This window comes from Tessaracoccus sp. MC1865 (assembly GCF_017815535.1).
Lineage (GTDB): Bacteria > Actinomycetota > Actinomycetes > Propionibacteriales > Propionibacteriaceae > Arachnia.
In genome coordinates, this window is record NZ_CP072596.1 from 1205674 (window position 1) to 1228732 (window position 23059).

General features: G+C 68.7%; 20 protein-coding genes. 14 read left to right on the forward strand and 6 right to left on the reverse strand.

All coding sequences use genetic code 11. The annotated features are described in order from the left end of the window. Window positions 1–22: 22 nt before the first annotated feature. From J7D54_RS05465 to ftsY, 10 genes are all read left to right on the forward strand, one after another. Window positions 23–2239, forward strand: coding sequence for an ATP-dependent DNA helicase RecG (locus J7D54_RS05465; RefSeq protein ID WP_182764352.1), 2217 nt, complete (start codon window positions 23–25; stop codon window positions 2237–2239). Beyond that, complete coding sequence (gene rsmD / locus J7D54_RS05470; RefSeq protein WP_182764351.1) at window positions 2236–2811, forward strand: 16S rRNA (guanine(966)-N(2))-methyltransferase RsmD; 576 nt, start codon at window positions 2236–2238, stop codon at window positions 2809–2811. Before J7D54_RS05465 ends, rsmD begins: the two co-directional genes overlap by 4 nt. A 30-nt stretch (window positions 2812–2841) precedes the next feature. Continuing rightward, window positions 2842–3315 carry a pantetheine-phosphate adenylyltransferase gene (gene coaD / locus J7D54_RS05475; RefSeq protein WP_182764350.1) on the forward strand — a complete coding sequence of 158 codons (474 nt, stop codon included), beginning with the start codon at window positions 2842–2844 and terminating at the stop codon, window positions 3313–3315. Window positions 3316–3396: 81 nt separating this feature from the next. Next, window positions 3397–3945 carry a DUF177 domain-containing protein gene (locus tag J7D54_RS05480; RefSeq protein ID WP_182764349.1) on the forward strand — a complete coding sequence of 183 codons (549 nt, stop codon included), beginning with the start codon at window positions 3397–3399 and terminating at the stop codon, window positions 3943–3945. A gap of 26 nt (window positions 3946–3971) precedes the next feature. Beyond that, window positions 3972–4163, forward strand: a complete 192-nt coding sequence (gene rpmF / locus J7D54_RS05485) for a 50S ribosomal protein L32 (RefSeq protein WP_076062368.1) — start codon at window positions 3972–3974, stop codon at window positions 4161–4163. Window positions 4164–4186: 23 nt separating this feature from the next. Then, the gene (gene rnc, locus J7D54_RS05490) at window positions 4187–4864 is read left to right on the forward strand and encodes a ribonuclease III (protein ID WP_182764348.1); all 678 of its coding nucleotides are present in this window, start codon (window positions 4187–4189) and stop codon (window positions 4862–4864) included. Next, the gene (mutM, locus tag J7D54_RS05495; protein ID WP_182764347.1) at window positions 4857–5696 is read left to right on the forward strand and encodes a bifunctional DNA-formamidopyrimidine glycosylase/DNA-(apurinic or apyrimidinic site) lyase; all 840 of its coding nucleotides are present in this window, start codon (window positions 4857–4859) and stop codon (window positions 5694–5696) included. Before rnc ends, mutM begins: the two co-directional genes overlap by 8 nt. Then, window positions 5693–6265, forward strand: coding sequence for a GtrA family protein (locus J7D54_RS05500; protein ID WP_182764346.1), 573 nt, complete (start codon window positions 5693–5695; stop codon window positions 6263–6265). The genes mutM and J7D54_RS05500 overlap by 4 nt, the downstream gene beginning before the upstream one ends. 1 nt (window position 6266) lies before the next feature. Then, a complete protein-coding gene (smc, locus tag J7D54_RS05505) occupies window positions 6267–9827 on the forward strand; it encodes a chromosome segregation protein SMC (protein ID WP_182764345.1) in 3561 nt (1186 codons plus the stop codon). 57 nt (window positions 9828–9884) lie between these two features. Beyond that, entirely contained in the window at window positions 9885–11048 is a 1164-nt protein-coding gene (ftsY, locus tag J7D54_RS05510; protein WP_182764344.1) for a signal recognition particle-docking protein FtsY, read from the forward strand. On the opposite strand, the gene J7D54_RS05515 is transcribed toward ftsY, so the two are convergent. From J7D54_RS05515 to J7D54_RS05525, 3 genes are all read right to left on the reverse strand, one after another. After that, window positions 11049–12467 (reverse strand): NAD(P)(+) transhydrogenase (Re/Si-specific) subunit beta, encoded by a 1419-nt coding sequence (locus J7D54_RS05515; protein ID WP_182764343.1) that lies wholly within the window; start codon window positions 12465–12467, stop codon window positions 11049–11051. A 1-nt stretch (window position 12468) separates the two neighbouring features. Next, window positions 12469–14004 carry a Re/Si-specific NAD(P)(+) transhydrogenase subunit alpha gene (locus J7D54_RS05520; protein WP_182764342.1) on the reverse strand — a complete coding sequence of 512 codons (1536 nt, stop codon included), beginning with the start codon at window positions 14002–14004 and terminating at the stop codon, window positions 12469–12471. 118 nt (window positions 14005–14122) lie between these two features. After that, on the reverse strand, window positions 14123–16264 hold the full coding sequence (locus tag J7D54_RS05525; protein WP_182764595.1) for an ATP-dependent DNA helicase RecQ: 2142 nt from the start codon (window positions 16262–16264) through the stop codon (window positions 14123–14125). A gap of 139 nt (window positions 16265–16403) precedes the next feature. On the opposite strand from J7D54_RS05525, the gene ffh reads away from it, so the two are divergent. Both ffh and J7D54_RS05535 read left to right on the forward strand, forming a co-directional pair. Continuing rightward, window positions 16404–17948, forward strand: coding sequence for a signal recognition particle protein (gene ffh, locus J7D54_RS05530; protein WP_182764341.1), 1545 nt, complete (start codon window positions 16404–16406; stop codon window positions 17946–17948). A 34-nt stretch (window positions 17949–17982) separates the two neighbouring features. Then, window positions 17983–19056: an amidohydrolase family protein gene (locus tag J7D54_RS05535; RefSeq protein WP_245244157.1), complete on the forward strand. Its 1074-nt coding sequence runs from the start codon at window positions 17983–17985 to the stop codon at window positions 19054–19056. On the opposite strand, the gene J7D54_RS05540 is transcribed toward J7D54_RS05535, so the two are convergent. Beyond that, window positions 19049–19981: a hypothetical protein gene (locus tag J7D54_RS05540; protein WP_182764340.1), complete on the reverse strand. Its 933-nt coding sequence runs from the start codon at window positions 19979–19981 to the stop codon at window positions 19049–19051. The genes J7D54_RS05535 and J7D54_RS05540 overlap by 8 nt on opposite strands. A gap of 109 nt (window positions 19982–20090) precedes the next feature. On the opposite strand from J7D54_RS05540, the gene J7D54_RS05545 reads away from it, so the two are divergent. Beyond that, entirely contained in the window at window positions 20091–21302 is a 1212-nt protein-coding gene (locus tag J7D54_RS05545) for a S49 family peptidase (protein WP_182764339.1), read from the forward strand. Here the strand turns inward: J7D54_RS05545 and J7D54_RS05550 are convergent. Together J7D54_RS05550 and J7D54_RS05555 are read right to left on the reverse strand one after the other, a co-directional pair. Continuing rightward, on the reverse strand, window positions 21299–21646 hold the full coding sequence (locus J7D54_RS05550; RefSeq protein ID WP_209455217.1) for a metallopeptidase family protein: 348 nt from the start codon (window positions 21644–21646) through the stop codon (window positions 21299–21301). The genes J7D54_RS05545 and J7D54_RS05550 overlap by 4 nt on opposite strands. 136 nt (window positions 21647–21782) lie before the next feature. Continuing rightward, window positions 21783–22052 (reverse strand): hypothetical protein, encoded by a 270-nt coding sequence (locus J7D54_RS05555; protein WP_182764338.1) that lies wholly within the window; start codon window positions 22050–22052, stop codon window positions 21783–21785. A gap of 293 nt (window positions 22053–22345) precedes the next feature. Here J7D54_RS05555 and J7D54_RS05560 point away from each other — a divergent pair, with 293 nt between their 5' ends. Continuing rightward, entirely contained in the window at window positions 22346–23056 is a 711-nt protein-coding gene (locus J7D54_RS05560; protein ID WP_182764337.1) for an FAD-dependent oxidoreductase, read from the forward strand. The last annotated feature ends 3 nt before the right edge of the window (window positions 23057–23059 follow it).

A 23059-nucleotide genomic window follows, 5' to 3' on the forward strand; every position in this document is an offset into this window, starting at 1 on the left:
GTCCGCGGCGCTCGGTAGGGTTATGCGCATGTGGCGCACCACCCTCTACCGCGAACTGAACCGACGTCTCGGCGACGTGGTCGGTGGGCCCACGGCCAAGGAATTCGCCAAGCTGGGCATCCACACCGTCGACGACCTGCTGCGGCACGTGCCGCGCCGGTACCTGGCCGGCTCGGAGATGTCGGATTTCTCGGGCCTGCGCGTCGGCGAGGACGCGGCGCTGGTGGCACAGGTGAAGGGGGCCGCCAAGGCCGAATCCAACGGGCAGTTCCGCGTCAACGCGGTCATCACCGACGGGCAGACGGATGTGGATGTCACGTTCTTCGCCCCGCGTGTGAAGAACAACACGTCCTACGGCCGCGCCAGCAACATGGCGGACTGGTGGGTGAAGGAACTGCTCTCGGGGGACAGGCGCGGCATCTTCATCGGCAGGGTCGGCGTGTTCCGTGACCAACTCCAGCTGACGCACCCGGAGTTCGTGATGCTGGACGGCGCCGCCGTGCGCAATCCCAAGACCGAGAAGCAGCAGAACCGCGCCGCCATGAGCCGCGCGGTGCAGCGCTCCACGCTCGTGGGCCTCTACCCGGCGCACGGCAAGCTGCCCACGTGGGTGATCGCGGAAGCCATCCAGATGGCCCTGCCCGCCGTTGCCGGCGACACGCTGCCCCCGTGGGTGGTGCAGGAGGCCGGCGTGCTGCCGTTCCAGGAGGCTCTCACCGCCGTCCACGAGCCCACGGACAGGAAGCAGGCGGAGGTGGGCAAGGCGCGGCTCAAGTTCGACGAGGCCTTCGGCATCCAGTTGGCCATGGCCCACCGTCGCGCCCAGTACGCCGGGGAATCGGCCACGCCCCGCCCCCGACGGGTGGGTGGGCTGCTGGACGCCTTCGACGAGCGGCTGCCGTTCACGCCGACGAAGGGTCAGCTCGCCATCGGCGAGCAGGTCTTCGGCGAGTTGGCGCGCCCCGCCCCCATGAACCGCCTTCTGCAGGGCGAGGTGGGCTCAGGCAAGACGCTGGTGGCGCTGCGCGCCATGCTCGCGGTGGTGGATTCCGGCGGCCAGGCGGTACTGCTCGCCCCCACGGAGGTGCTCGCCAAGCAGCACTTCCACACCATCGCGCGCTTCATGGGAGACCTGGGTCAGGGCCGCTCCCTGGGTGCCCATCCCGACGCGACGGGCGTGGTGCTGCTCACCGGCTCCCGCTCGACGCAGGCCAAGAGGGAGGCCCTCAACGCCATTGTCACGGGCGAGGCGGGCATCGTCGTCGGCACGCACGCCCTGCTGTCGGATCCCGTCGAGTTCTTCGACCTGGGCCTGGTGGTGGTGGATGAACAGCACCGCTTCGGTGTCGAGCAGCGGGCCGCGCTGTCCGCCAAGGCGCAACACAAGCCGCACACCCTGGTGATGACCGCCACCCCCATCCCGCGTTCCATCGCCATGACGGTCTTCGGTGACCTCGAGACCAGCGAACTGCGCGAACGGCCCGCGGGACGCGGGGAGGTGCAGACGGTCTTCGTCGACACCCACCGCAGCCCCACCTGGGTCACGCGCGCCTGGGAACGGGTCCGCGAGGAGGTCGGGCAGGGGCGTCAGGCCTTCGTCGTGTGCCCGGCGATCACGGCGAAAGAGGGGGAGGGACTCACCGCCGTGGAGGAACTCGCCCCGCTGCTGGCGGCAGGGCCGCTCGCAGGCCTCCGGATCGGCGTCGTGCACGGCAAGCAACACGTCCAGGACCGCGATGCGGCGATGGAGGCCTTCGCGGCGGGCGACCTCGACGTGTTGGTGGCCACCACCGTCATCGAGGTGGGCGTGGACGTGCCCAACGCCACCGTCATGGTGATCATGGACGCAGACCGCTACGGTCTCTCCCAGTTGCATCAGCTCCGCGGACGCATCGGCCGGGGCGGCCACACGGGCCTGTGTCTGCTGTTGGCGGCCATCGGTGACAACGTCGACGCCCACACGCGGCTCACCGCGCTGACCACCACTACGGACGGTTTCGAGCTGGCAGAACTGGATCTTCAGTTGCGCCGCGAGGGTGACGTGCTGGGCGCCGCCCAGTCCGGAGCCGGTTCGCTGAAGTTGTTGCGCGCGTTGGACGATGCGGACGTCATCACACGCGCCAGGAAGCTGGCCGAGAAGGTCTTGGCGGACCCGCGGTCAGGTACAGACCCGTTGCTGGCAGACCTCATGGCCAAAGCCGAAGAGGTGGCCGCAGCAGAGTGGATGGAGAAGACGTGAGCAGGATCATCGCAGGCCGGGCGAAGGGCCGCCGCTTGGAGACGCCGAAGGGCGACAACACGCGGCCCACCACAGACCGAACCCGCGAGGGCCTGTTCTCCTCGCTGGTCAACTGGTTCGACACCGTGGACCACGACTCCTCGCAGCATCTCAGCGGGTGCTCCGTTCTCGACCTGTTCGCCGGCTCGGGGGCCATCGGCCTCGAAGCCGCCAGCCGGGGGGCGAACCCCGTCGTGCTGGTGGAAGCGGACAGGGTGACGGCGGGGCTGATCTCGGCCAACGCCCGCGCCATCCGGGTGGACGTGGACGTGCGCGCCGCCAAGGCGCAGACGTTCGTCGACGGCACGGACAGGTCATTCGACGTGGTGATCATGGACCCGCCCTACGGCGTGACCACCGATGAAGTCGAAAAGCTCTTGGCCAGCCTCGCCCGGGGTGTCGTCGCGGAGCGTGGGCTCGTCGTGGTGGAGCGGTCCAAACGCGATCGGGCGCCCGTCTGGCCACCAGCTTTCACGGAGACATGGGAGAAGCGCTACGGGGAGACGGTCCTCTACTACGGTTCGGTCGACTGAGCCGCGCGGCTTGGCCGCTAGGGTTGCGGGATGAAGGTTCTGTGCCCCGGCTCGTTCGACCCCATCACGGTGGGGCACCTCGACATCATCCGCCGTGCTCAGGCACTGTTCGGCGAGGTGGTGGTGGCCATCGGCAACAATTCGTCGAAGAAGTACCTGTTCTCGTTCGACGAGCGGGTGGCGCTGGTCGAGGGGGCCACCACCAACCTGGAGGGGATCACCGTCGAGTCGATGGAAGGGCTGCTCGTCGACTTCTGCCGCGAGCGTGGGATCGGGGCAGTGGTCAAGGGCATCAGGTTCGGTGCAGATTTCGATTTCGAGTTGCAGCAGGCCCACATGAACTACGACATGGGGGCCCTCGACACCATCCTCCTGCCGGCCGCGCGTGACCACGTCACGATGTCGTCGACGATCATCCGGCAGGTCCACAACCTGGGCGGCGACGTCTCTAGGTACGTGCCGGCGAACGTGGCCGCGGCGCTCCAGTCCAGACGCGCACGGTGATTTGGCCGGGGCCTGGAGATTCGGTAGAGTTGGCAGTCGGTCATGACGAGGTCATGGACGGTTAGGCGAAGGGAATCCGACGTGTCACCGGTACAGCAGCACCCCGATCGTCGCTCACCCCTTGTTCTCGAGGTGCATGAGCTTGGTCGGAGCGCAGGCTCCACGAAGGTGATCCACGAGACGGTTCCGGCGCCTGCCGACCTTGGTATCGAAGTGATCAGAGTGCCACAGGGCTCCGATATCGATCTTGATCTCAAGCTCGAAGCGGTGGTCGAAGGCATCCTGGTGACGGGAACCGCAACCGTGCAACTGCACGGCCAATGCGCCCGCTGTCTGGATGACATCGAGGACGAAGCGTCCTTCGATATGCAGGAACTCTTCTTCTATCCCGGCCGCGAGGTCGATGAGGACGAGTGCGTCGTGGTCGACGAAACGATCGATCTGGACGAAACCCTGCGCGACGCTGTGGTGCTCGAATTGCCGTTCACGCCACTGTGCAGCGAAGATTGTCTCGGGCTCTGCCCCGATTGCGGTTTCAACCGCAACGACGATCCCGCTCACAGCCACGGGGAGAAGATTGATCCCCGCTGGGAGAACCTCTCTGGACTGAGCGGCGAGAGCAACAACTGACTTTGCTGAGAATCTAGGAGAAGATCATGGCAGTTCCGAAGCGGAAGATGTCGCGCAGCAACACCCGTTCGCGCCGTGCGCAGTGGAAGACGAGCGTTGTGCCCACGGTTGTGTGCGCCAACCCCGCCTGCCGTGAGCCGCACCTGCAGCACACCGCGTGCCCCGCCTGTGGCCAGTACGGCCCCCGCGGCGCGCGCCGCCAGGTCGTCGAGGCCTGAGCGGGCTCTCCCCGAGCCAGGGGATGAGCAGGCTTGAAAACCAGCTGAAGGAGCTGGGCGTCGAGGTTGACGCCCAGCTCTTTGAGTTGTCTTTTACGCACCGCAGCTTCGCCTACGAGAACTCCCTCCCCTCGAATGAGCGGCTGGAGTTCCTGGGCGACGCGGTCCTGCAGATCGTGGTGACCGAGCACATCGTGCGTAGCTACCCGGAGCTGGCCGAGGGCCACCTCGCGAAGCTGCGCGCCTCCGTCGTGAGCTCCGCACCGTTGGCAGAGCTCGCCCGTTCCCTGGAACTGGGTGAGCACCTGCGGTTGGGGAAGGGCGAGATCGCCACGCGCGGCCAGGAGAAGACCTCCATCCTGGCGGACACGATGGAGGCCGTCATCGGCGCCATCCACCTCTCCGAAGGCCCGGACGCCTCCGCACGGTTCATCCACCACAACTTCGATCCTCTGATCGCCGCCTCCGCCCAGTCCGGTGACTACGCGGACTACAAGACGGTCCTCCAGGAGCTCACCGCAGCCAACGGCTGGGGCCTGCCCCGGTACGTCGTGAACGGCACCGGCCCAGACCACCAGCGCACATTCACCGCAGTGGTGCACGTGCAGGAACGCGCCGTGGGTGAGGGGACGGCTCCCAGCAAGAAGCGCGCTGAACAGATCGCCGCGCGGCTCGCCGTGGCGGAGCTCACCGGTGCCTGAGCTGCCAGAGGTGGAGGTGGTCCGCCTGGGCCTCCACCGCCACGCCGCCGGCCGCACGATCACGGACGTGACAGTCCACCACCCGCGGCCAGTGCGTTACCACGCGGTGGGTCCGGAAGGGTTCCGTGCGGACCTGGCCGGGCGTCGGATCGACGAGATCCGGCGGAGGGGAAAGTACCTGTGGGCCGTGCTCGGTGAGGACGCCCTGGTGGCGCACCTCGGGATGAGCGGCCAGTTCCGGTTCAACTCCCCGGGTGACGATCTCGTGCGCAACACCCGCGTGGTGTTCCACCTGGACGACGACACCGAACTGCGGTTCGTCGACCAGCGCATGTTCGGTGGCCTAGACCTCCGTCCTGGACTGGCCGCGTGCCCCGTGCCGCACATCGCGCTGGACCCGTTCGACCCCTGCTTCGACGCCCGCGCCGTCGCCGCCCGCATGCGGGCCAGACGCACGACCGTGAAGCGGGCGCTCTTGGACCAGTCACTGATCAGCGGCGTGGGCAACATCTACGCCGACGAGGCCCTGTGGCGGGTCCGCGTCCACTTCGACACCCCGACGCCGGATCTGGGGCCGCGCAAGGCGGTGGAGCTGATCCGGGCCGCGGGTGAGGTCATGGCGGAGGCGCTCGAGCAGGGCGGCACGTCGTTCGACAGCCTCTATGTGAACGTCAACGGTGAATCCGGCTACTTCTCCCGCTCCCTCAACGCCTATGGTCGGGAAGGCCAACCGTGCCACCGCTGCGGCCGCCCCATCGTGCGGCGGGTCTTCATGAACCGCAGCTCCTACCTGTGCCCGGCCTGTCAGCGGGCCCCGAAAGGACGTCAGTGAACGATTCTCAGAAAGCGCGCTACCGCAGGTCGCTCGGGCAGTTCCTGAAGTTCGGCATCGTCGGCGGCTCCGGCGTGCTCGTCAACATGGTGGTGGCCGTGGTGATGAACCGGCTCAACGGCGGCTCCCAGAACGCCCAGGACATCGTCTGGTCCATCCCGGGCAGCGAGTTCAACCTGCGCTTCACGGCTGTGGTGTGGATCGTGGCGTTCCTGGTGGCCAACCTCTACAACTTCCAGCTCAATCGCTGGTGGACGTTCCAGAGCACGAAGCACGCCACCTGGTGGGCCGAGTTCTGGCCCTTCCTCGCCGTCGGCTCCGTGGCGGCCGCAGTGGGCCTGGTGATCAAGATCCTGCTCACGAACCCCTCGAGCCCGGTCTACCTGCCGGAGCCCTACTTCCACGAGGAACGCGGCCTCAGCTCCCGCGAATACTGGGCACAGCTGATCGCGATCATGCTCACCATGCCGATCAACTTCATCGTGAACAAGGTCTGGACGTTCAGGGCGGTGCGCTCCTCTAAGCTGACGGTGGCAGAGGCTCCCGTCGAAGAGAGACCCACCGTCTGACATGTATCTCAAGAAACTCACCCTGCGTGGGTTCAAATCCTTCGCGTCCGCGACGACGCTGGTCTTCGAACCCGGCATCACCTGCGTGGTCGGGCCCAACGGGTCCGGCAAGTCGAACGTCGTCGACGCCCTCAGCTGGGTGATGGGTGAGCAGGGTGCCAAGACGCTGCGCGGCGGCAAGATGGAGGACGTCATCTTCGCCGGCACCGCCAAACGTGCCCCGCTGGGCCGGGCTGAGGTGGAGCTCACCATCGACAACACCGACGGGGCGCTACCCATCGAGTACGCCGAGGTCACCATCACCCGAACGATGTTCCGCTCGGGTGGTTCGGAGTACGCGATCAACGGCACGCCTGCCCGGCTCCTGGACGTCCAGGAGCTGCTCAGCGACTCGGGCATCGGCCGGGAGATGCATGTCATCGTCGGCCAAGGGCAGCTCGACGCCATTCTGCAGGCCACCCCCGAGTCGCGGCGCGGCTTCATCGAGGAGGCCGCCGGAGTCCTGAAGCACCGCAAGCGCAAGGAGAAGGCGCTGCGGAAGCTCGAGTCGACCAACGCCAACCTCGAGCGCCTCCAGGACCTGGTGGGCGAACTCCAACGCCAGTTGAAGCCGCTCGGCCGGCAGGCGCAGGCCGCGCGCAAGGCAGCGGTCATCCAGGCCGAACTGCGCGACGCGAAGGCCAGGTTGTTGGCGGACGACCTGTCCAGCGCGCAGGCCAAACTGAAGGCCGAACTGGCAGACGAGGCGGCCGCCAAGGAGGCCAAGGCGCGCGCCGAGCAGGCCGTGGCAGAGGCCCAGGCCTCGGAGGAGGCCGCCGAGCGCCGGCTCCGGGCGGCAGCAACAGACTTCGACGCCGCGCAGGAGCAGTGGTACGCGCTGGCCGGCCTGCGCGAGCGCGTGACCACGACCATCTCGATCTCCGCAGAGCGCATGCGCGCCGGCGAGAACCAGCCCACGCTCGACGTCGGCGGGCGCGACCCCGAAGCGCTCGAGGCCGAGGCGGCCGACGTCCGCGTGAAGGAGCAGGGGCTGCGCCGCGAGGTGGAGGCGGCCAACAGCGCGCTGACGGACGCGACGCTGCGCCGCAACGGCGCCGAGCAGGAGCATTCGGCCGCCGAGCAGGCCTACAGCTCCGCGCTCCGGGCGATCGCGGACCGGCGCGAGGGGCTGGCCCGGCTGACTGGGCGCGTGAACTCGATCAAGTCACGGTTGGAGGCCTCCGACGAGGAGATCGCCCGGCTCGACAACCGCCGGGCCGAAGCGCTGCACCGCGCCGAGGAGGCTGCGACGAAGTTCCACCACACCGAATCCTCCCTGGCGGGGCTGGGCGCCTCCGAATCGGATCTCGATGCCGACTACGAGAAGGCCGCGGCTGCGTTGGAAGCGCTCGAGGCCGACGGTGCTGCGCTCAAGGCGCGGGAAGCGGACGTGGGCAGGCTGCGGGCAGGGCTGAACGCGCGCGTGGACGCGCTGCGGCTGCTGACCCAGCGCAAGGACGGCTCAGCGGATCTGCTCGGGGCCGGCCGCGACGAGGTGGTGGGCCGCCTGAGCGACCTGCTCACCGTCACGTCCGGCTGGGAGACCGCCGTGTCGGCGGCGCTGCGCGGGTTGGCAGAGGCCGTCGTCGTGCAGGGCCTCGACGGGGCGCTGGCATCCTCGAGACACATGGCGGACCAGGACCTGGGCCGGGCGCCCCTGGTCGTGGCAGACCCTTCCGCGAGCCCGGCGCCCGACGCTCGGCCGGAGGGCGCGCCGGGCACTTCGCTGCTGAGCCTCGTCGAGGCGCCGGGTTCGCTCTCGGCTGCCCTTGACCGCCTCCTCGGCGACACCGTTGCGGTCGAGACGGCCGAGGAGGCTGCGCAGCTGGTGGGGGAGCATCCCCACCTCACCGCTGTGACCAGGGCAGGCGACTTCTTCTCGTCCTGGCTGGTCGAGGGCGGCACCGCGGCGGCTCCGTCGCTGCTCGAGGTGCAGGCCGAACTCACCGAGGCCGAGAACGCACTCACCGCCGCGGGGCACGAATCGGACCGCCTGAAGTTCGCTGCGGACGAGTTGGAGGAGAAGCTCATCGCCGCGCGGCGCGCCGAGGCGGACGCACTGGCGGCCCTGCACGATTCGGATGCCCAGCTCGCCGCTGTCGCCGATCAACTGGGCTCCTTCCGCCAATCGCAGGCCGCCGCCATGAAAGAGGCCGAGCGGCTCGCCGAGGCGATCGAGACGGCGCGCTCCTCCCGCGCGCGCGACGAACAGCAACTCATTGAGCTGACAGACCGGCTGGAAGCCGCGTCGACCGAAGAGGACGTCACGGAGCCGGACCCGGCGGAGCGCGACGAGAAGGCCGGCGAGGCCCGTCGTGCACGACAGGCCGAGATGGACGCGCGGCTGGCCCTGCGCTCCGTCGAGGAACAGGTCAAGGCCATTTCCGGCCGCGCCGAGTCGCTGCTGCGGGCCGCGCAACACGAGCGACAGTCGCGGGCGAAGGCCAGGCAGCGGGCGGAGCACCTGCGTCGCGAGGGCGAGATCGCCCGCGTGGTCAACGACGCGGCCCTGATCCTCGCGGAGCGCGTGGAGGCCACCCGTCAGAAGGCCGCCGCCCAGCGCGACGCCGCGGACGCCGCCAGGCGTGAGGCCGAAGCCGGCACCACGCGGGCCAGACACGCGTCCAAGGCCGCCTCCCAGCGCCTCGACGAGATCGTACGCGGCGCCCACCGCGATGAAATGGTGCGGATCGAACACCGGATGCGCATCGAACAACTCGAGGACCGCGCCCTGAGCGAACTCGGCCTCGAGCCGTCGCAACTGGTGACGGAGTACGGGCCGGACGAGTTGGTGCCCGTGATCACGCGCCCCGATGGTACGGCGCTGGGCGATGACGACGAGCAGCCCGAGTCGGTGCCCTACGACAGGGATCAGCAGACCTCCCGGCTGCGCGCCGCTGAGCGGAACCTCGCCGTGCTGGGGCGGGTGAACCCGCTGGCGCTCGAGGAGTTCGACGCCATGACGGCCCGCCACCAGTTCCTGGCGGAGCAACTCGAGGACCTGCGCCAGACGCGCACGGACCTGATCGATATCGTCGCCGAGGTCGACAAGCGGGTCCAGGAGGTCTTCGAGGCCGCCTACCGCGACGTGGAGGAGAGCTTCGACAAGGTCTTCGCCCGCCTGTTCCCCGGCGGCGAGGGCAAGCTCGTGCTCACGGATCCCGGCAACTGGCTGACCACCGGCGTCGACGTCGAAGCGCGGCCCGCGGGCAAGCAGGTCAAGCGGCTGTCGCTGCTGTCCGGTGGCGAACGCTCGCTGGTGGCGGTGGCCTTCCTGGTGTCGCTGTTCATCGCCCGCCCCAGCCCCTTCTACATCCTCGACGAGGTGGAGGCGGCGCTCGACGACGCCAACCTCGGCCGGCTCCTGGGCATCTACGAGGAGCTGCGGGCCTCGTCGCAGCTCATCGTCATCACTCACCAGAAGCGCACCATGGAGATCGCGGATTCGCTGTACGGGGTGACGATGCGCGGCGACGGCATCTCGACGGTCGTCTCGCAGCGACTTGCCGAAGAGGCCGGCTGAACCCCGCTCCCCGCAGCCGCCCGCAGCCGGGACGCGCGTGCCCAGTAGGATGAGCGCGTGGATTGGTTTTTCTGGGTAATCATCGGGATCATCGGCCTCGCGATCGTGGTCGCGGGCATCATCATCACCGTCGACGGACGCAGGCAGCGCCGGCTCGAGGCTGAGACCCGGGCGGAGATCGAACCAACCGATCTTGAACCGCCGGTCGTCGCGCCCGAGGAGGTCGTGGTCGAACCGGCGCCGCCCGTGGTCGCACCCGAACCCGTGGTGGTGGAGCCCGGCATCGAGGCTCCGGAAGCGGCGGGCACGCGCTGGGCGCGGCTGCGCAGGCGGCTCTCCTCCAGCAACAACGCCCTGGCCCGCGCCCTGGGCGACCTCCTGAGCGCGGACCGAATCGACGAGGAGGTGTGGGAGGACTTCGAGACCACGCTGATCACCTCGGACCTGGGCGTCGGCCCCACCACTGAACTGACGGAGGCGCTCCGCAGGGAGCTCGCCATCGACGGTGTGGCAGACCCCGTCCGCGCGAAGAACGTGCTGCGCACCGAGCTCCTCAAGCTGGTGGACCCCACCCTCGACCGGTCGCTGAACCTCACCCCCGCCAACGACGGTGACCCGGCCGTCGTCCTGGTCGTCGGCGTCAACGGCACCGGCAAGACCACCACCGTCGGCAAGCTGGCCCGCGTGCTGGTGGCTGAGAACAAGTCCGTGGTCCTGGGGGCGGCAGACACCTTCCGGGCGGCCGCCGCTGAGCAGTTGTCGACGTGGGGTGAGCGCGTCGGCGTCGAGACCGTGCGCTCGGGCGAGGGCGCAGACCCCGCGTCCGTCGCGTTCGACGCCGTCGACAAGGGTGCCCGCGACGGCGTGGACGTCGTGATCATCGACACGGCCGGCCGGCTCCACACCAAGACCGGGCTCATGGACGAACTGGGCAAGGTCAAGCGCGTCATCGAGAAGAAGGCGCCCGTCACGGAGGTGCTGCTCGTGCTCGACGCCACCACCGGTCAGAACGGCATGGCCCAGGCCCGCATCTTCGCCGAGGTGGTCAACGTGACCGGCATCGTGCTGACCAAGCTGGACGGCTCCGCCAAGGGCGGCATCGTCATCCAGGTGCAGCGCGAACTCGGCGTGCCCGTCAAGTTGGTGGGCCTGGGCGAGGGCGTCGACGACCTCGCGCCCTTCGACCCCGAGAACTTCGTCCAAGGCATCCTGGGCGAGTAATCAGACGCGGGCCCCGATGGCCGCAACGAGGGCATCGGAGCTCACCTTGGCGTCCCCCAACAACATGGTGACGTTGTCCTCGAAGAACAGCGGGTTCTCCACCCCGGAGTAGCCGGGGGCCATCGAGCGCTTGAAGACGATCACCCTGTCGGCCTCCCACACGCGCAGCACCGGCATGCCACTGATGGGCGTGCCCGGCTCCATGGCGGCGGGGTTCACGGTGTCGTTGGCGCCGATCACCAGCACCACGTCGGTCTCGTGGAAGTCGTCGTTGATCTCGTCCATCTCCAGCACGATGTCGTAGGGGACGTGCGCCTCGGCCAGTAGCACGTTCATGTGCCCCGGCAGACGACCGGCGACCGGGTGGATCGCGAAGCGCACCTGGGTGCCGTTGCTGATCAGCCGCTTGGCCAGTTCGGCGACGGGGTGCTGGGCCTGCGCGACAGCCATGCCATACCCGGGGGCGATGACCACCCGGCGGGCATCGGTGAGCCAGCCCACCACTTCGTCGACGTTGGTGATGACAGCCTGCTTCGGGTTCCCGTCGGCGTCCAGGATCGCCACCGCTGCGCCGGAGGAGTCTCCGGTGCCGAACCCGCCGAGCAGCACATTGGTGATGGAACGGTTCATGCCGCGGGCCATCACGACGGACAGGATGATGCCGGAGAGACCGACGATGGTGCCGGCGACGATCAGCAGGTCAGAGCCCACCGCGAAGCCCGACAGCGCCCCGGCCCAGCCGGAGAACGAGTTGAGGAAGCTGACGACCACGGGCATGTCCGCGCCGCCGATGGCGAGCACCATGATGATGCCGAAGGCGTAGCCCAGGAGGTGGGCGATGATGAGCGCCCACAGGTTGGGGCTGATGAGGTGCCAGGCCAGGGAACCGATCAGGCCCAGCACCAGCAGGCCTACGACGAGGTTCTTGGCGGGCAGCGCGGTGGGCTTCGAGGTGATCTTCCCGTTGAGTTTGCCCCAGGCGACGATGGAGCCTGAGAACGTCAGCGAGCCGACGAACACGGCAGCCCACACCTCGACGCCATGCACGATCTGGTCCGTCAGCGCCGGGTAGCTCTCGACGCCCAGGGCAGCGTTGATGCCCACGAACGCGGACGCCTGACCGCCGAAGGCGTTGAACAGGGCGACCAGGCCGGGAAGGCCCGTCATGGCGACCCTGGCCGAGTACAGCAGCCCGACGGCGAAGGCGATCACCAGCGCGATCACCAGCAGCGCGAACCCGAGGAGGTTCCACTGGGCGGCGAACGTCTGGACCACGGTGGCGATGACCGCCAGCGTCATGCCGACGATTCCGTAGGCGTTGCCGGAGCGGGCGGTGGTCTGCTTCGCGAGCCCGACGATGCTCAGGATGAACAGCAGGGCGGCGGCGATGTAGCAGCCGAAGACAAAGGCGTCGAGCACCTCAGGCCTCCTTCGACGAAGCGAACAGGCCCAGCATCCGCTGGGTGATGGCGAAGCCGCCGACGCAGTTGATGCCGGCCAGGACGATCGCGACGAACGCGATCAGTTGGACGTACAACAGGGGCGACGTGAGCTGGGTGATGGACCCGACGATCGTGATGCCGGAGATGGCGTTCGACACGCTCATCAGCGGGGTGTAGAGCGCTGGCTGCACGCCCCAGACCACGTAGTAGCCCACCACGCAGGCGAGCCCGAAGACCAGGACGTGACTGAGGAACCCACCAGGGAGGAGCAGGGCCAGCAGGAGCCAGGCGGCCACCACGAGCATCAGGCGCCGGAACCGTGCCCACTGATCGGGTGGGGAGGCCTTGGCCACCGGGGCCGGCACCTGGGCCGGTGTGGTCCTCGCGGGGGCTGCCGACACCTGGATGGGCGGCGGAGGGAACGTGATCTCGCCGTCGCGCGTGACGGTCATCTGGCGGTGCACCTCGTCGTCGAAGTCGACGGTGAGTGCACCGTCGGCCTGCGGGGTGAGCAGCTTGAACAGGTTGACCAGGTTGGTGCCGTAGAGCTGGGAAGCCTGGCCGGGGAGACGGGAGGCGAGGTCGGTCCAGCCGATGATCGTCACACCGCCGTCGGTGGTGTAGGACTCGCCCGGGCGGGTCAGCTCGCAGTTGCCGCCGCCGGCCGCGGCGAGGTCGACGATCACGCTGCCGGGACGCATGCTGGCCACCATGTCTGCGGTGATGAGCTTGGGGGAGGGCCGGCCGGGGATGGCCGCCGTGGTGATGATGATGTCGACGGTGTGGGCCTGCTCTGCGTACAGCGCGGCGGCCCTGTCGGCGTCGTCGGCGGAGGCCTCCTGGGCGTACCCGTCCGCGGAGACCTGCTTGGCCGTGGCGATGTGCAGGAACCGCGCCCCCATGGATTCGACCTGCTCGGCAGTCTCAGGCCGCACGTCCGTCGCGAAGGTCTCGGCTCCCAGGCTGCGGGCCGCGCCCACGGCAGCGAGCCCGGCGACACCGGTGCCGATGACGAACACCTTGGCCGGCGGCACCTTGCCGGCGGCAGTCACCTGCCCGCCGAACATCCGACCGAACGCGTGACCGGCCTCGATCACGGCGCGGTAGCCTGCGATGTTCGCCATCGAGGAGAGGGCGTCGAGCGACTGGGCGCGCGAGATGCGCGGCACCATGTCCATGCTGAGCGCCGTCACGCCCCGCTCCGCGAGGGCCTCCGTCAGCGACGAATCGGTGCGGGGATGCAGGAACCCGACGAGCGTCTGGCCCGGCCGCAGGAGGGCGGTCTGTTCCGGAGTGGGGGCGCCGACCATGGCGATGACGTCGCTCTGCCACACCGCCTCGGTGGACACCACCTGAGCGCCCACCTCGGCGAAGGCGTGGTCCGGGAACGACGCGCGTGAGCCCGCCCCGACCTCCACCGCCACCTCGTACCCGAGACGTGCCAGATGGGCCACGGTGCTCGGCGTGGCGGCCACGCGCGCCTCCGGCGCCTCGTTGGGAATGCCGATCAACACCGCTGCCTCCTTTTTTGTCCTGACTTGCAGCGGACTCGCTTCTGGAAGGCTACTGGTGGAACCCGCGGCGCGGAAGGGCAGGGGTCCCTTTATCGGGCGCCGACGACGACCCGGCGTGTCAGGCCACGCTGGCCAGCGCGAAGGGCAGCACCGAGCCGGCCCCGGCCCGACGCAGCAACCGGCCGGCGACCGTCAGGGTCCAGCGCGAGTCCACCAGGTCATCGATCAGCAGGACCGGTCCTCCAGCCGCCAGCGACTCCGCCATGGCAGCGGGCACGCGGAACCGGTGCCACGCGTCCCGTACCCGGAAGGCGCTGTTGGTTGACCTGCTGAGCTCCTCAGCGCCGGGGTTCAGATCCAGCGGCCCGAGCAACGTCAACCTCCCGGCGCGCGCGATGCCCGTGGCCAGCGACTCCACCAGTTGCGGGCGCGACAGGCTGGGCACCCACGCCACCGCCGTCGGCCGCTCCTGCCAGCTCCACTCCTTCAGCACCCGCAGGCAGGCGCCGGCCAGCTCCGCCGGCACCTCGCCGTCGAGGGGCTGCCCGTCAGGACCAGGTGCGAAGAGTTCGCGCAGGGCGTTGCCGTAGCCGAGGTCCGTCAGGCGGGCCACCACCCGCCCCTCGTCGAGGGTCTCGTTGCCGGACAGTTTGCCGCGCATCGGCTTTCCGTCCTCGTCCGTGACGCCCAATTGGTCCAGGCCGGAGGGCCACTGGCCCCGCGGCGCGATGGGCACGCCCACCTGGTCGAGCGTCGAGCGCGCCTGCTCCGCCGCTTCGACGGTGACCTCCGTGGGATACCAGGGCCCGGCGCACGTGTCGCACCGGCCACACCTCGCCGACGTGGGGTCGTCTAGCTCCGAGGTGAGGAACTCCATCCGGCAGGATCCTTCGGGCAGGCGCTGGTACTCCACCATGGCCTGCTGCTCCGCAACCCGCGCCGCCGCGATCCTGTCGTAGCGCTCCTGGTCGTAGACCCAGGGCCGGCCCGTCGCCTCCCAACCGCCCTGCACCGCCTGCACCGCGCCGTCGACCGCGAGGACCTTCAGCAGCAGTTCCAGTTGCGAGCGGCGGATGTCGACACGGGCCTCGAGCGCCGGTGTCGAGAGCGGCCGGCCCTCAGCATTGAGCGCCTCAAGGATGGCGCCGGCCTTGGTCTCCGTCGGCATCGCGTTGGTGGCGAAGTAGTGCCAGATCTCCCGGTCCTCAGTGCCGGGCAGGAGCAACACCTCCGCATGGTCCGTGGCGCGGCCGGCGCGGCCCACCTGCTGGTAGTACGCAACCGGCGACGACGGTGCCCCCACATGCACGACGAACCCGAGGTCCGGCTTGTCGAAGCCCATCCCCAGCGCCGAGGTGGCGATCAGGGCCTTGACCTCGTTGTTCTTGAGCGCTTCTTCGGCCGCAACACGGTCAGCCGGGTCCGTGCGACCGGTGTAGGCGAGCACCTGGTGCCCCGCGGCGCGGAGGGCCGCAGCCGTGTCCTCCGCAGCGGAGACCGTCAGGCAGTAGACGATGCCGCTGCCCGGAAGGTCCCCCAGGTGCTGCGTCAGCCATGCCAGCCGGCGCCAGGACGTGCCCACGTCGAGCACCCCGAGGCGCAGCGATTCGCGTGCCAGGGCGCCGCGCAGCGTGAAGACCTCATGTCCGCCTGCGGCCATCTGCTCGGCAACGTCCTCGACGACGCGCTGGTTGGCTGTGGCCGTGGTGGCCAGGACGGGCACGCCGTCGGGGAGTTCTGCGATGAGGGTGCGCAGCCGGCGGTAATCCGGCCTGAAATCATGGCCCCAGTCGCTGATGCAGTGCGCTTCATCGATCACCAGGAGGCCGGTGCGGGCCATCAGCCGGGGGAGCTGCTCGGCGCGGAAGCGGGGGTTGACGAGGCGCTCCGGCGACACGAACAGCACGTCGACCGAGTCCTCAGCGAGGCGTTCCTCGATCTGGCCCCAGTCTGTGACGTTGGAGGAGTTGATGGCCACCGCGCGCACGCCGGCCCGCTCGGCAGCCGCCTCCTGGTCCCGCATGAGCGCCAGCAGGGGAGAGATGATCAGCGCCGGGCCGTGGCCTGCCCGCCTCCTCATCAGGGCGGCGATGAAGTACACCGCAGACTTGCCCCAACCTGTGCGTTGCACCACCAGCGCACGGCGCCCGTGCTCAGTGAGTGCTTCGATGGCCTCGCGCTGGCCCGGGTGGAACTGCGCGTCCGGCCGGCCGGTGAGTTGCTGGAGGATGCCGAGTGCTTCGTCGCTCATGCCCACCATGGAAGCACGACCCTCGGACAAGCCCCCAAAGTTATCAACAGCAGCCCCCGGTGTGACCGCATCCGCCGCCGTGGATCAGGGTCGGGGCACCGTTGGGTATCCTGATTCAGTTGCCTCCAACCGTAGAAGGATTGACTCAGTGTTTGACACTCTGCAGGACCGGCTCGCGTCGGTGTTCAAGGGGCTGCGCGCCAAGGGCCGGCTGACCGAGGCCGACATCGACGCCACGATGCGCGAGATCCGCATCGCGCTGCTCGAGGCCGACGTCAACCTCGGCGTCGTCAAGGAGTTCGTCGCAGCGGTCAAGACCCGCGCCCTGGAAGTTGAACTGTCCAAGGCCCTGAACCCTTCGCAGCAAATCATCAAGATCGTCAACGAGGAACTGGTCTCCATCCTCGGCGGGGAGGCGCGCACGATCCGCTTCGCGAAGCGGCCGCCCACCGTCATCATGCTCGCCGGCCTCCAGGGCGCCGGCAAGACCACGCTCGCGGGCAAGCTCGCCCGCTGGCTGAAGTCGGAGAAGCACACCCCGCTGTTGGTGGCGGCTGACCTCCAGCGGCCGAATGCCGTGCAGCAGCTCCAGATCGTCGGCGAGCGCGCGGGAGTGCACGTCTACGCACCGGAGCCAGGCAACGGAGTCGGTGATCCCATCGCGGTCGCCCGGGGCTCCATCGCCCACGCGGAGGCCAAGCTCTACGACGTCGTCATCGTCGACACTGCCGGCCGCCTCGGCATCGACGCGGAGCTGATGCAGCAGGCTGCGGACATCAAGGCCGCCGTCAACCCGCACGAGACGCTGTTCGTCGTGGACGCGATGATCGGCCAGGACGCCGTCAACACCGCCAAGGCGTTCGACGAGGGCGTCGGGGTCGACGGCGTGGTGCTCACCAAGCTCGACGGCGACGCCCGCGGTGGCGCCGCGCTCTCGGTCGCCCGCGTACTGGGCAAGCCCATCATGTTCGCCTCCAACGGCGAGTCGCTGGCAGATTTCGACATGTTCCACCCGGACAGGATGGCCTCGCGGATCCTCGGGATGGGTGACGTCCTCACGCTCATCGAGCAGGCGGAGAAGACCTTCGACGCCGAAGAGTCGCGTGCTGCGGCCGAGAAGCTGATGAGCCGGAACCAGTTCGGTCTCCAGGACTTCCTCTCCCAGATGCAGCAGTTGCGCAAGATGGGCCCCATGTCGAAGATCCTCGGCATGCTGCCGGGCGCCGGGCAGTTCAAGCAGGCCATCAACGAGATCGACGAGAAGGAGATCGACCGCATCGAGGCGATCATTTTCTCCATGACGCCGAAGGAACGCGACGACGTGGCCATCCTCAACGGCTCGCGCCGGGCCCGGATCGCGCGCGGCGCGGGCGTCGAGGTCTCCGACGTCAACAAGCTGGTCAACCGCTTCGTCGAGGCCCGCAAGATGATGGAATCCATGGCCGGCGGCAAGTTCCCGGGTATGGGCGGGATGCCCGGCATGGGCGGCATGCCGGGGATGCCCGGTGGCCGCAAGCCGCAGAAGCAGCACAACCAGAAGGGCAAGAAGGGTCGCCGCGGCACCGCACGCCCCGCCGGCTCGAACCGCCCGGCGGCCCAGCCCGCCGCGCCGCAGATCCCGCAGACCATCGACGACTTCCAGCTCCCGCCGGAACTGCAGAAGATGTTCAACGAGAACAAGCCGAAGTTCTGATTCTCGAGTCTGAGGACAGCCAGAGGAGCGACCCGTGACCCAACCCCTGCACATCCATGGCACGTTCCTCCCTGAGGAGGAGCCGCGCGACCTCTGGGTCGTCGACGGCGTCCTCACCGACGAACCGGTGCGCGACGCCACCATGCTCGCCCGGAACGCTTTCATCGTGCCCGGCTACGTGGACGCCCACTCCCACATCGGGCTGGGCGTCGAAGGCGCGGTCAGCCCGGAGACGGCCCGCCGGCAGGCGACGCAGGACCTGCGCTCCGGCACGATGCTCGTGCGCGACGCGGGGTCGCCGTCGGATACCAGGTGGGTGCACGGCGAGCACGACCTGCCCCGGCTGATCCGCTCCGGCCGCCACATCGCCCGCCCCCGGCGCTACATCCGCTACCTCGGCGTCGAGGTGGAGCCGGACCAGCTCGTCGAACAGGTGCGGCACGAGGCCCGCTCCGGCGAGGGCTGGATCAAGCTCGTCGGCGACTGGATCGAGCGCGGCGTGGGAGACCTCGCGCCGCTCTGGCCGGCGGACATCGCGCAGCAGGCCATCGACGCCGCCCATGAGGAGGGCGCTCGCGTGACCGCCCACTGCTTCGGCGAGCAGGCCGTCCATGAGCTCGTTGCCGCCGGCATCGACTGCATCGAGCACGGCACCGGCCTCAGCGACGAGGGCATCGAGCAGATGGCCGGCCTGGGCACGGCTCTGGTGCCGACCATGATCAATCTGGAGAACTTCCCGATGTACGCCGCTCCGGCACAGGAGAAGTTTCCCAGCTACTACGCCCACATGCACGACCTCCACGCGCGCCGTAAGCAGACCATCGGCAAGGCGATCGAAGCCGGGGTGCCGGTGTTCGCCGGCACCGACGCGGGCACCGTCGTTGAACACGGCCGCATCCGCGACGAGATCGACGCCCTCGCAGAGGTGGGGGGCCGAGCGTTCGCCGTGGCCGCCGCCAGCTGGGCGGCCCGCGAATGGCTGGGCGCGGACGGCCTTGAGGTGGGGGCCAGCGCAGACCTCATCGTGCTCGACGCGGACCCGCGCACCAGCGCCGAAACCATCCGTCAGCCGCTGGCGATGGTGCTGCGCGGGGTGGCCCTCAGCTGAAGCGCACCATGTTGTTGAACTGCCAGTCCGTCTTCTGCACGAACCGGCCGTTCTCCAACGCGATGAACGTCGACATCACGAACGAGCGGCACGCGTTGCGACCGGTGAGCGCCGTGTCACACTCCGTGCGCCACTGCCGGCTGTCGGCGGCGGACCAGCGCACGGTGTAACCCAGGGGGTTGCCCTTCCACAGCGAACGCGGCGACGCGGCGTAGGTGAGGTTGTTGAACACCCAGCCGGTGGTCTGGACGTAACTGCCGCTCGAGTTCTGGATGGTAGTGGCCTTGATCTCGGTGCGGCAGCGCTTGGTTCGCGAGTAGGGCTCGCATCGGGTGCGCCACTCCCTGCCGTTCAGCAGGTGCATGCCAGGGGTGATGTAGACGTCCAGGCCTGCGGGTGCCGGCTGCGCGCCCACGCGGTAGACCACAGGCAGGCCCTGGTAGCTGGTGCCGAGTTGTGCCTGCAGCAGCGCGACTCCGGCGCTTTCCCCAGCCACCTGCAGGGACCGTTGCGTGAGGCCGGGGGTGGGGTAGATCGCCGCCAACGCCCCGCTGGTGAACTCCGCCGCGTAACGCTTCTCGAGCGCCGCCACGGCCGCCTCGACGGTGGCGTACGGTATCGCAACCGGGGTGAAGCTCACCGTGGTGGCGCCGGCTTTGCGCATCTTCTGGCGCAGATCCTCCTGCATGCTCGGCCAGGTCAGGACCGAGCTGTCGAGATAGGCCAGGTGCGCGGCCGACCCGTGGAGTTCCCATGCGTCGACCGAGCCCGGGAAAATCTGGTTCCACCCGCTGACGATGTCCAGTAGGTGCTGCCCGACCGAGGAGGCGGGGGTGGGGTAGTCAGCCTCAGCCACCGGGCCGGAACCTACGACCAGCGCGAGTGCACTCAGGATCACGGCTGCCCAACGGGTGACGGTCTTCATCTGACTACTCCTGATCCGTGGCTCCACCACAGCCGGCGAGAGGTGTTCTTGAATCTACCGGACTGGCGCTCCACTAGGGTGGGCATGGCGTACCAGGAGGCATCAGGCAGTGAACGACCACAGGCACAACTTTCCCCCACCCTCACCCCGCGAACGCGGCGCCGACATCCAGTCGCCCCATCCCACGCCCATGCAGGGCCCGCTGGGGCCACCGCCCCTCCCGGTGGGGCCGTCCCCGGCGAAGGGGGCGTTCGCACGGGGCTTCGGCGGCGGGGTCGGGCTCGGCCTGGGTCTGGGCGGGATGCTGCTGGTGACCTCGCTGGTCACCACCCTCATGATGGTGGTGGGTCTCGCGGCGCTCACCCCGTCAGCTGCGGGCTCCGCGAGCACCGGTCTGACCACGATGTGGGGGAGCGGTTCCGACACGTTGCGCGCCGTCAACGTCTCCGGCGCCATTCTGTCCGACGCCTCCGACGGGGCGCTGCTCTCCGCGGGCACCTTCGGCAACGAGGTGGCCACCCAGATCGACGAACTGACGGCGGAGGACGCCTCGGGGCTGGTGCTGCTGGTCAACACCCCCGGCGGCAGCATCGGTGGGTCGCGCGCCATCAGCGACGCCGTCGACCGCTACCAGGAGCGCACCGGACACAAGGTGCTCGTGCACGTCACCTCCATGTCTGCTTCCGGCGGCGTCTACGCCACGGCCTCGGCAGACGAGATCATCTCGGACCACGGAGCGCTCATCGGCTCCATCGGCGTGATCTTCGGCCCGTTCCGCCAGTACACCGACGTGGTGGCCACCACCGGCACCATCCTCGAATCCGGCGTCACGACCACCGGCGGCATCACCGAGGAATACCTGTCCGCGGGCAAGGGCAAAGACTTCGGCAACCCCTTCCGCCCCATCACGGAGGAGGAGCGGGCCCACTACCTGGCCGGCCTCGACGTCGAGTACGACAATTTCGTCTCCCACGTGGCCACGCATCGCGACATCCCGGCAGAGAAGATCACCGGACAGTTGGGGGCGTACCTCTTCGACCCGGAGACGGCGAAGGAACACGGCCTCATCGACGACATCATGGGCCGCGACGCCTTCTTCAGGCACGCGGCGGAGGCCGCCGGTCTGGACCCGGACAACACCCGCGTCGAAGCCACCCGCCAACCCACGGCGTGGGAAGCATTGCTGGGCGCCCAGCGGGCCTTCGGTGAGGCTCCCGCCGTCGAGCAGGGGCCAGGCATGGTGCCGGCGGTGAGCCGCGCCCTGTGCGGTGGGGGACAGCCGCTGGCGTTCTCCGGCGAACTGGCCGCAGTCTGCGGCTAGCCCCAACCCAGCTCGTGGAGCGAGTCCTCTTCGATCCCGTGGTAGTGCCCCAACTCGTGCACGAGCGTGATCCAGATCTCCTCGTAGAGATCGTCCTCCGTCTCGCAGAGGCGGGTCAGCGGGCCTTGGAACAGCACGATCCGGTCGGGTAGCTGACCGTAGCCGTAGGTCTCGCCACGGTCCGTCAGCGAGGTGCCCTCGTACCAGCCGAGCGTGTCCGAGCCGTCCTCAGGTTCGTCCTCGATCACGAAGACGAGATTGTCCAGACGCTCCGTGAGACGCTCGGGCAGCATCTCGAGCGCCTCCTCGACGAGCCCTTCAAACACATCCCCACTGATCTCCACGGACCCGATCCTAGGCGGGCGGGCCCAAGGAAGTGCGCACTCATACTGCTCGGACTTTTAGCACCCAGCACTTCGACTTCGACACGGACCCCAGCAAGAGTGAGGTGCTCGCCGACGCGAAGCCGGCCATCAATATCTACTTCTCCACGCTGACGGTGTCGCCGAAACCGTCGCCGAAGCCCTCGACGTCGCCGTCCGGCAAGCCGACGACGACGCCGCCCACCCCGCCGAAGTGCGAGCGCACCGCACCGTACACATCACCGGGTAAGCACACGGTCAACAACCGGGAGTGGATGACCACCTGCGAGTCGTACTCGCAGACCGAGCGCTGCCGCACCGACATCTGGGCGACCATCGTGGTCATCGAGGACGGCCAGTTCGTGCGGAAGTCGGGGTGGGCGTTCAACAACCTCACCTACCTCCCGTACATGGCGCGCGAGTCTTGGCGGGGCAACCCGCTCGGTGATGTTGCCGCCACCGCGGACGGGGCGTTCTCGTCAGCCGGACGGCAGTGGCGCACCGAATGCGACACCCCCGCGACCGGCCGTGGTGCGTGCCGTAGCTACACCATGACGACGGTGTATGCGGCCACTTCGAAGGCCGGCGGTAGCTATACCGGCGGTTCTCCGTCCAGGGACGTGCGCCCTGTTCAACGCGTGCATTGCGGGCATACTATGTGCCAAAGATCGGAGGCTTTTCATGGTCGAAAAGTTGAGGTTGCTGAGCAAGGAACTGGTTGCTGAGGGCACCATGGCCTTTCATTTCAAGAAGCCCGCGGATTTCGAATTCCGGGCGGGTCAGTACGGGGAATTCACACTCCTTGATCCTCCGGAAACCGACGAGGCGGGCAACTCCCGCATCTTCTCGCTGGTGCAGGCGCCGCATGAGGGCGAGATCGTCCTCGCCACGAGACTCCGTGACAGTGCCTTCAAGCGGGTGCTCAGGGAATCTCCCGTCGGCACCGAAGTGAAGTTCGACGGGCCCTGGGGTGACTTCAGGCTGCACAAGAAGGAGTCCACGCCGGCCGTCTTCCTCATCGGCGGCATCGGCGTGACGCCCGTGCGCAGCATCATCTCGCAGGCGACCCACGACCGGACCGGGCACCAGCTGCTGCTCATCCACGCGAACGAGGACGCCAGCGGGGCGCCGTTCGTCGCCGACTTCGAACGGTTCGCGGCCGAGAACCCCAACTTCACCTACGTCCAGGCCCTCTCCAGCCCGACTGAGGACTGGCAGGGGGAGGTGGGGCGGATCGACCACGCGATGCTGCGCCGCCATGTCGCAGACCTCGCCGCCCCCATCTACTATCTGTCGGGGCCGGCGGGTATGGTCAAGGCCATGCGCGGACTAGTTCTGGAAGCCGGCGCAGATGAAGACAACATCCGCACCGAGGAGTTCTCGGGTTACTGACCG

Excerpts from the sequence above, each read along its gene's own strand:
- rpmF (WP_076062368.1), top strand. The coding sequence starts at position 3,972 with ATGGCAGTTCCGAAGCGGAAGATGTCGCGCAGCAACACCCGTTCGCGC.
- J7D54_RS05525 (WP_182764595.1), bottom strand. The coding sequence starts at position 16,264 with ATGGTGGGCATGAGCGACGAAGCACTCGGCATCCTCCAGCAACTCACC.
- coaD (WP_182764350.1), top strand. The coding sequence starts at position 2,842 with ATGAAGGTTCTGTGCCCCGGCTCGTTCGACCCCATCACGGTGGGGCAC.
- smc (WP_182764345.1), top strand. The coding sequence starts at position 6,267 with ATGTATCTCAAGAAACTCACCCTGCGTGGGTTCAAATCCTTCGCGTCC.
- J7D54_RS05540 (WP_182764340.1), bottom strand. The coding sequence starts at position 19,981 with ATGAAGACCGTCACCCGTTGGGCAGCCGTGATCCTGAGTGCACTCGCG.
- J7D54_RS05560 (WP_182764337.1), top strand. The coding sequence starts at position 22,346 with ATGGTCGAAAAGTTGAGGTTGCTGAGCAAGGAACTGGTTGCTGAGGGC.
- rnc (WP_182764348.1), top strand. The coding sequence starts at position 4,187 with ATGAGCAGGCTTGAAAACCAGCTGAAGGAGCTGGGCGTCGAGGTTGAC.
- J7D54_RS05465 (WP_182764352.1), top strand. The coding sequence starts at position 23 with ATGCGCATGTGGCGCACCACCCTCTACCGCGAACTGAACCGACGTCTC.